This window comes from Lactobacillus sp. ESL0259 (genome assembly GCF_003693045.1).
Lineage (GTDB): Bacteria > Bacillota > Bacilli > Lactobacillales > Lactobacillaceae > Lactobacillus > Lactobacillus melliventris.
In genome coordinates this window covers 1-8,933 of the sequence record NZ_REHP01000014.1, presented here as the reverse complement: position 1 = coordinate 8,933, position 8,933 = coordinate 1, and the positions used below count along the sequence as shown (strand labels likewise).

Here is an 8,933-nt window from a genome sequence, read left to right as displayed (position 1 = left end):
TGCAGCAAAAAAATGTTTGTGAATTTGAAGCCGTATAGCAAAAGGGAAGACTGATTTAACAGCCTTCCCTTTTTTCATTACCTGGTAATTTCACAATTAGACCAATTGCTTCATACCAGCTTATTTGTTACTTTTAATCTTTAACTTTAAATTGCTCCGTATGCTTCGTAAATTAATAAGAAAATCACTTTGATAGCAGCAGTAAATTAAAAACTTGTTTACTTGTCTTACAGGCTACCAATTAGAAGAACAGGAATATTAGCAAAAACTTCATTATCAATCCATTGCTTCAATTGAGTAATTGATTCTTGAGCCAATTTTTTATCTGAACCCTTTAATTTATTAGCCAATTTTTCGGCAGTGACTAGCTTTTTTGCTATTTTCTCTTTAGAAGTATTAGTGATCATTTCTACTTCGGTTTTTATTAATGGTTTAAGAGATTTTTTATGACCATTTACATTGTATGTCCCGGTTAAAAAATTAGTCCAAAACTTATATTTGCCATTTTGCGACACAATATGAACTAAAGAACCATTTTCTACTGATATAGCGCGATCTATTTTGAATAACATGTTTTTAGCGAAAACTTTTTTAGCATGCTTCAAACTATATTTTTTAAGTAAGCCATTTTTTCTTTGATACAATCCGCCATCAGTAGTAGCTATATTTTTAGCTAACTTGAAAACATAGCCAGCTTTAGTCAGTTTGTTAGACCATGTTTTATCAGACACACCCTGATTATTGACTACAGTATTTGTATCGCTTACGTCAGCTGCTTTAACAGGCACATAATTACTGCTTGTTGCACTAAATATCAAGCTTGCACCAAAAACAGCTGCAAATGCTGCTATACTAAGTGATCTTTTCATTTTTACCCAACCTACTTTGATTTAATACCAGCCATGAGCTTGCCAAAATGCTTTAGCTTTTACCCAACTTCCACTATAACGTTTGTGAATATATATCGTAGCAGCTTTTTCTTGATTAGCTATACTATAGTCGCCATTAAGATATGCTTTATCTAACTGAAAGCGACCGTAATGCGTACCGTTAGAAACATAATAATTGTATCCTGATTCTCTCTTTGCAATCCAAAGTTTAGCTGAACGTTCTGCACTACTTAAACTATCATAATATTTTTTCTTAATACTTGCTGGTACACCATCATAAGGTCCGAACGCCTGAGGTCCTACTACGTTTTCTACAGAGCCAACATTTTGTGGCAAATAAATAGGCGTACCATTAGGTAAGGCTTTATCGGGATCGATATTATCATTTAAAGCTTCAACTACAGACAAATCTAAATTATTATTAATTGCAATTTGTCTTAATGAATCGTTATCATAGTTTGCTACAGGATTTATATCATATTTAGAAACAGGACTTTCTACACTATCACTTGTTGCCTCAGCTTTGACACTTGTTACCGCTAATGGAGTTGCAACTGTCGCAAAGGTTGCAGCAGCAACACCTAATCCAACAACATACTTAAATTTCATAATTAATTCTCCTATAAACGTATATTAAAATATTATAATGATATAATGCCTTAATAAATTAATATTTTAATATCGAGATTATATATCTTTAATTAATTTTATTCAATTATTTATACCTATAAAAATAGCCTAAGATAAAATCTTAGGCCTCACTTTTGTACTACTTAAGTAGTTCGTTAAGAATATCTTTGACGATATTCAACACATCTCGAATTGCGGTAATTACAAGATACAAAAGAATTAGAATTAGAACATCAGACACGTCTTTTCACCTCCTTTATGAGAAGCCAGTCAACTTCTCAAGATAGTGCACTAAACGCGCAGGATTATTTTACCAAATTTTTATTTTCATGATATAATTTTTATAGAATTAGATAACGTCAGACATGTTTAACTAAACGTGTAAGCAGGTTCAGTCACTTGCAAGACGTCTAAGGCGGTCCACAAGGATCGCTTTTTTTATATATTTATTTTTTATTCTCTTCTAACTTACCAACAACAGCTTGCCTAATTTAGCCCCTATTAGCCCCTGTGAGCCGTTTTTTCGCCCCCGGGTATACTTACACCTGATTTTCCACCAAATGGACGACTTCCTAGCAAAAATGACTGTCCCAATTTTTTAAAAGTAAACAAAATCATTCCTCAACTATTTTGCCTACTTTTATTTTTTACCCCCCCGCTCTCCATTACATCTAAAGTGAACCTGGCATTCAGCGGAGCTAAAATACGGTTTTTGATACGATCTTTGCCTTTAGAAGAATGCTGCTCTACCAGGATTTGTAACAATCCCAATGTGGGACTGTCAGCTCCCTTTCACAAACCCAGATGAGGCTTTTGGCTCTACACCAATATTCACAACAGTCCCACGGTGGGATATTTCGCAAAAAAAGTGCTAGCAGGCAGCTGCTGTTAGAAAACGCTTGGCACCGCCAAGCTATCACCTTACGTTAAGTAAGTGATAGCAGTTCTCCTTATGCTCTTTCCTAAAAATTTGTGAAATTCCAAGATATAGGTAACAAAACAACTTTATCTAATCCGATAAATGACAACGAACGACCAATATAAATCAACATCAAGAACCAGGTTAATCTCCTACAAGCAAAACTAAAACACTACTCGACACCCTAACCTGCAAATAAACCATGAAAGACTGCTGAACCAAAATCTACTACGCCAGCTGCTCCACCTAAACCTAAAACAAGATCAAATAATTAACCTAAACTGCCAATTACTGTTCCCTGCAGTGGGCACACTGGCCCCATAAGGTAACTAACATAACCGCAAAGCGGTTAGTTAGGTAATTTCCCCTTGCAATAAGGAGAAGAAACTATCTAACTAACCGCTTTGTCGATCGTTGGTTACTAATCTGGCCACAAAGGACCAGCATACATTTAAGCTAAAAAACGCCCTGCACAGTAGCCGAGCCGTTGTTTTTTGTCGCTCCAAAATATGATCTGAAGGTCTGGGCAACGCCATATGCTAACCCCAGCCAATAGTACCTCGTACTATGTTCTGTCCTTGCTACTGCCGTATGTTCCACTGCTGCCTGCTCGCCTTACGCATGAGTAATTCTGACCAGACAGTAGTCGTCTGTACCGCCCTGACCTGGTTCGCTTAACTGCTGGTCGTCACCGCCACTTGCCCCACTGCATTCGTTACGTGCTTTCGGAAATAGATTTATTACTTGAAATGGCTCTATTAAACCTGTCCCTTTTTTCAACTTTGTCCTGTTGGTTCGCTTGATAACGGAAAAGACCTCCGGGCTAATCTTTTAACTCGAAGGTCTTTTTAACTTCATCTCTTGAATTTTTAAGTATTTTTGTTATACTTAATTTAATTGATGAAGCTAATCTGTTACCCTGCAAAAGTTTGAGATTAGCTTTTTTCATGCCTTGATTGTCCTTATTGGCAATCAAGGCATTTTATTTGCTTGTTAAAGTAATCATACCATAGAAATATCAAATTCTACTAATTTTTTTAAAATTAATAGTCTTTTAGACTGAGAGTAGTATTCTATCAAGCTTAAAAGCTTTCTAGATTAACAACAAATTGCTGCCAGCGTGTTTTAATGGCTAATTATCATTAATCTAATAAATTATATAATTCAACTACCTGCTCATTAAGTTCTTGTATGATTTACGCAATTTGCTAAATCTGCTTTGTAGGCATTCAACTACGTCTTGTTTTAGTTTGATTATAAGCATTTTGTACCAATCCAGCAGCCACATTCTTGGTTAATGGTACTTTTAACTTTTTTGCTTGGATCATTAATGTATCAGTAGCTGTCTGTTTTTTATCTGCACCAGATTTCTCACTTTTAATAGCTTCCTCGTTAACTAAAACTTGAGCAAGCTTATACCATACATCTAACTTATCTGCTAAAGATTTATTACGTTCTTTAATATATGGATAAATACCAACAAGAATAAACGCAATTATTACAGCTAGCGTGCTTAACAATTGTAAAATAGACGTTAATTTATCCATCAATATCACTTCTCTCCTTGACAGTAGTAAATTGTGCTGCCTTTAATTTACGAATTTTTTCTTTTAAATGATCAATTTCATTTTCATCATTAAGAAACTTTGTACGATAGTATTTTACTTCGTTATATAATCGTCGCCGTTCTTTATCATTTGCAGTATTTCTTGTTTTTACATGCCACTGATAAAAATTGATTAGCATTGAAACGAGTCCACAAAAGGCAGTTGAGGTTAGCAAAATTATCAGTTTTTTATACATTATGCATATTCCTCCTTGCTATTTTGGTTTGTATAAAAGAAAGAGTCTCAACAGTAAGTGAGCTGTTTGAGACTTTTAAATATTTTATGATCTATTTATAAAACTTATTACTACTCTGGGTCATTCCAAGTAATTTCATAAATTCTACTGTGCAAAGTCTTTAATGTAGTTGCGTCATGATATGAGACCGTTAAATATGCATCATTTTTATTAATTACTTGAATACTTTCAAACTCAGTAACAAATTTACTCCGATCTAAGACTGAACCATTATTGTGATCATTATTATTAGCATTCAAATTAATTCTATGCCAGTTCTCTGTGCTATTCCAATCCACTAATCCATTCGGCAGTTTTTGATAACCATAAGGTATTTTATAAATATAACGATCTTGAGCTACCCCTTGACCTACATCATCTGTTTTAGGTGCAGCTTCACTTGAAATATAGATATTTTTTTTATCGTCTATATCAAAGCCCTGAATTGATCCAACAGCAGATGTAAAATTCTCAATTTTAAATGCATAAGAACAACGAAATTGATCAAGCGGATAATTTGTAGGACCACCATTGAGAGCTTTATTAATTTCATTCACTGAGTAGAAACCAAAATGAGCCGTTCCACTTGTATCAATAGTAACAATCAACATATCTAGATAATTTGGAGAAACCGCAGCTTCGGATCTAAGCAAATTAACTCCTGGATAAACTACATTATCATCATAGCCTGCTCCTGCTCTATTAAGAGCTGACAACCTAGGCATCTGTGTATTTTTCGTATATTTTTTATTTTGAAATTTTACCCTTGCTATTTGAGTAGCCCAGTAATATTTAGAGCTTGAAAGTTTTTTAGGTTTTGTACCAATAAACCACTCACCATTGCCGTTAGGTCCAGCATATTCCCAAGTTTGTGTATGAGAACCTGCTGTACCACTCTTTTTAGCACCCTTTAAAAATAACCGAAAATGCTTTTCGCCTTTTGTAAATTGTGCATTAAATCCATCTTTTCTTGCTCTATAAACTACAGTATCTGTACCTTTGGCCAATTGCTGCAACGCATATATATATTTAGTTGCTACATTACCTTTTTGAACAACTACCTGATGGAGACCATTCAATTCATATTTCAAACTTGGCGTTACACTAGATACTTTTCTCATATCGAAACTCCTTTACTAATTGAAAAAATAATTATCTATCCAAATCTTTAATCTCGAGATCATAATTAAAATAGCACGTAAGGAGGAATTAAGCCGACTAATGTCAGCTTAATTCTTTGTTGGAGGAATTGTGCAAGTTTTAAGCAAAAAAAAAACAATGAGGATTCATTGCTTTTTATATTTAACTTTATTCTTTTATATTTTTTCTATGTTGGCTGGCGTGACATCAGCTGCTGTATTTATTGGCTTTAAATGATTGCCAAAAGTATATTTAGCAGTCGAAGCTTTCACAAAATTACAGTTTGACATCGATGAAGGTGAATCTAAAACTTCATAAAATAGTTCTGCTTTTTTATCTGCTGGAACCCATATATATCTTAATCCTGTAACCGAAACCGTATCACCTGAACTAAACCATGAATCGTCCGCAAATTCTCCTTTTATATTATAAAGATATGCGTCATTCACAAATCTTACATGCATGATATTAGTATACGGTATTAGTTGCTGACGAGGCTGCGTTTTAAGGTCGTCTCTTAAAACAAACAATTTTTTATTGTTTTTTATGCGGAATACTTCTAGAACTCCATTATCAAGCATATCAATTTTAGTCGTCCCTGCTAGTTCTTCTCTATTACTGCGACGATCAACCACTAGTTTCGTACCCTTTTTGACATATTTATTGGTAAATTCACCTTTATTATTAACAAGATTTGCTTTTGTAAAATCTTTATCAGAAGAAAATGGCGATGATGCTATTGTAACAGTAGCATAATTAGTAAATAACTTATTTCCATTGATACTATCAACATTTATAGCTTTAATATAACCGCCATGACCGATGTTGTAGTATTGTTTACCTTTAATTGTTTTATATGGTAGATAATACCAGTTCATATCTTTGTCATTAAAGGAATAACGCTTGGTATCTGGATCAGATAGGGCTTTAATTTTGCCAACATATCTTACTAAAGCACCCTTTTTTAGCAGCCCATTCGTTTTAAGATAAGAATACTTTTTCTTACCCTTTTTGTTATAAACACGAGTCTTATGATTCAAGGTTAGCTTGCCTTGCTCAGAATTTACATTTGACGTAGTAGTTTGAGCTTGATCAATATTAGTTGTAGTAACTGCTAATGATGTTGTTGTCAATATTCCAGCTAATAAGCTAATAAACAATTTTTTGTTAATTTTCATTGTAATTACTCCTTTATCCTTAAATTCTAATAGCTATCTGGTTAATTGTCTATTAAGGCTACCTTTACTGGACCAGGCAACCTAATATAAATATTAGTCGAAGTAGTGCTAAGCCAAATGGCTATCAGTTTTAAAAGATTTATAAAAAACTTCGTGAAAAATAAAGTGCGATCCTCGCATGCAAAAGAGACATACTAGACGTCTAGGCAATCCATTTGGATTGCCTTTTTGTATATCTACACTTTTGAAATCTACGTGTGCTTCTATGTTTTAATAAAACCCTCTTTACTCTTTTGAGGACTTCGTCCTGTTATTGATATATAATAATATATAGAAATATATAGTAATATATAGCAATATAAGAGAAATATATATGAAAGATATAAGAGAAATAATTGATATAATAGTACCTACAGCATCTAATAAAGAAGTAGCAAGATATAGAACAAGGATTAATTCGTATATAAAAAAATATAAGATAATATATAAAAAAGAAAATAGAAAAATGGTTCTTGATGAATCAGAAGCGAAGAAAGTCATTGCTCATTTTAAAAATGGTGAAGTAGGTTCTGCTAGATCAATTAGTAAAACTGATTACGTCAGACATTTGGAAGAAAAAGTAGCGAAACAACAAGAAGAAATTGATCAGCTTAATAATCGATATTTAAGTAAAATCGAGGAGCAGAATAAAGAGTTAAGAGAAGCTAATAGGGCTTTAGGAAAAAAGTTTGATCGGTTAATGCAGCTTATGAACCAACAACAACAGTTACATGGCAGAGACCAAAAGATAAAAGAGCAGGGCTCTTTAGAACGTAAGGAAAGAAACATTGATAATGAACTAAAAGAGCCAGTTCGAAAAAATGAACACTGGTGGCAAAAGATTTTTAAATAATTGGGCATAAGACCTTGAGGCATCTTAAGATCACTTCTAACTGACTTATAATCATTCGCTAACAATAGGGAACTTAATGTTTAAAAGTAACGTATTCAAAGTTATTTTGACAATAATTTCACCTACTATAATATTAATTTTCACTGTATTTTTTAAATAAGTAATCAATATTTCAAATGACTCGTAAGAGTCATTTTTTATTTTATCTTCTAGTTATTAATCTTTGAAAAACTTGATAATTTCATATTATAAAGCACAAATTAACTGGATATTTAACGAACTATATGTTTATATATACATGATTATTTTTTAATATTATTTGTTGACAAATTTTTATGCTGAACTATGGTTTTAATATCAATGTCGACATTGATCTAAAATATTATGAAAGGCGTACTATTATGAAAAGTACCATTAAAAAATTGGGAATTTCTCTTGGGGCAGCAAGTTTTATAGGAACGACTATGGCAACAACTGTAGTAAATACATTTGCTGCTACGGACAACTCCGTAAGTAATTCCAATGAAAATCAAAACAACAGTTCATATGGGGCATTGTACGGTTCATTAACTAAAGATCAACAAGATGAGTTTGATCAAATTGTTAATGGTGCTGGACTTAATGAGGAGCAGCAGAATACTCTCTTACAAGACAAAATTACTGAACAAAACAATAACCTGACACGTGGCTTAAAGTTAGAAACAATTAAGAAAATTGCCAAATACGTTGCTAAAATTACTGGTAACAGTTTAAAAACTAAGCCACTAAAAGCTTTTGTAAACTTTCTAACTGATTATGAAGGTAAAGCTGAAGATGGTATACGATATGCGCTAATTCATTATCTTCACCTTAACAGCACAGTCGCTTACTGGACGGCACGAACAGTCGTATTTATCTATCTTTAAATAATCTAAAAGGTGTGACTATAACATGAATACTACTTTAATAATAATCATTATCTTGGCTCTAGAGCTTCTGCCAATCGATACTTGGCTTGCCAGATACAATATGACGCTTGCTATGCCTATCCTTTTTACTTTAGCGTTGATTGCTGTGTTTCTCCTCTCTTTAGTGGGCTTTTCAAAAGCTTTTCATTGGTATGATTATCTAATAGCAGTTATTACATGTGTTTATGAATGGATGATATTCTTCAAAAATAACAAAAAATAAGCAAACCAAAACTCAAATACGCAAATTAATTACAAATTAAGCAGATTAAATACCTAATCAAAAAAATAATTCCATATATACCAAAGCAACTTAACATAATGTACATTAAGCGAAGTTGCTACAAAGCTTAGAGCCACAAGGCTAAAAACTGCAGCAAAAAAATGTTTGTGAATTTGAAGCCGTATAGCAAAAGGGAAGACTGATTTAACAGCCTTCCCTTTTTTCATTACCTGGTAATTTCACAATTAGACCAATTGCTTCATACCAGCTTA

General features: G+C 33.0%; 10 protein-coding genes. 3 read left to right on the top strand and 7 right to left on the bottom strand.

Annotation, left to right across the window (positions count from 1 at the left end; translation table 11 throughout):
* Window positions 1–227: 227 nt before the first annotated feature.
* From F5ESL0259_RS08855 to F5ESL0259_RS08830, 7 genes are all read right to left on the bottom strand, one after another.
* A complete protein-coding gene (locus tag F5ESL0259_RS08855) occupies window positions 228–869 on the bottom strand; it encodes a hypothetical protein (RefSeq protein WP_038521162.1) in 642 nt (213 codons plus the stop codon).
* Window positions 870–890: 21 nt separating this feature from the next.
* On the bottom strand, window positions 891–1,499 hold the full coding sequence (locus tag F5ESL0259_RS08850; protein ID WP_038521159.1) for a hypothetical protein: 609 nt from the start codon (window positions 1,497–1,499) through the stop codon (window positions 891–893).
* A gap of 1,396 nt (window positions 1,500–2,895) precedes the next feature.
* Entirely contained in the window at window positions 2,896–3,039 is a 144-nt protein-coding gene (locus F5ESL0259_RS08975; RefSeq protein WP_158593833.1) for a hypothetical protein, read from the bottom strand.
* Between the two features lie 629 nt (window positions 3,040–3,668).
* Window positions 3,669–3,986, bottom strand: a complete 318-nt coding sequence (locus F5ESL0259_RS08845; RefSeq protein WP_038521156.1) for a phage holin, LLH family — start codon at window positions 3,984–3,986, stop codon at window positions 3,669–3,671.
* Complete coding sequence (locus F5ESL0259_RS08840) at window positions 3,979–4,242, bottom strand: hypothetical protein (RefSeq protein ID WP_038521153.1); 264 nt, start codon at window positions 4,240–4,242, stop codon at window positions 3,979–3,981. Before F5ESL0259_RS08840 ends, F5ESL0259_RS08845 begins: the two co-directional genes overlap by 8 nt.
* A 110-nt stretch (window positions 4,243–4,352) precedes the next feature.
* Window positions 4,353–5,402: a helveticin J family class III bacteriocin gene (locus F5ESL0259_RS08835; protein ID WP_046333027.1), complete on the bottom strand. Its 1,050-nt coding sequence runs from the start codon at window positions 5,400–5,402 to the stop codon at window positions 4,353–4,355.
* A gap of 195 nt (window positions 5,403–5,597) precedes the next feature.
* Window positions 5,598–6,599, bottom strand: a complete 1,002-nt coding sequence (locus F5ESL0259_RS08830) for an SLAP domain-containing protein (RefSeq protein ID WP_052059623.1) — start codon at window positions 6,597–6,599, stop codon at window positions 5,598–5,600.
* 373 nt (window positions 6,600–6,972) lie between these two features.
* On the opposite strand from F5ESL0259_RS08830, the gene F5ESL0259_RS08825 reads away from it, so the two are divergent.
* The 3 genes from F5ESL0259_RS08825 to F5ESL0259_RS08815 all read left to right on the top strand — a co-directional run bounded on the left by F5ESL0259_RS08825 (window position 6,973) and on the right by F5ESL0259_RS08815 (window position 8,661).
* Complete coding sequence (locus F5ESL0259_RS08825) at window positions 6,973–7,491, top strand: hypothetical protein (RefSeq protein WP_038521150.1); 519 nt, start codon at window positions 6,973–6,975, stop codon at window positions 7,489–7,491.
* Between the two features lie 401 nt (window positions 7,492–7,892).
* Window positions 7,893–8,396, top strand: a complete 504-nt coding sequence (locus tag F5ESL0259_RS08820) for a hypothetical protein (protein ID WP_038521147.1) — start codon at window positions 7,893–7,895, stop codon at window positions 8,394–8,396.
* A gap of 25 nt (window positions 8,397–8,421) precedes the next feature.
* A complete protein-coding gene (locus F5ESL0259_RS08815) occupies window positions 8,422–8,661 on the top strand; it encodes a hypothetical protein (RefSeq protein WP_038521144.1) in 240 nt (79 codons plus the stop codon).
* Window positions 8,662–8,933 lie beyond the last annotated feature (272 nt).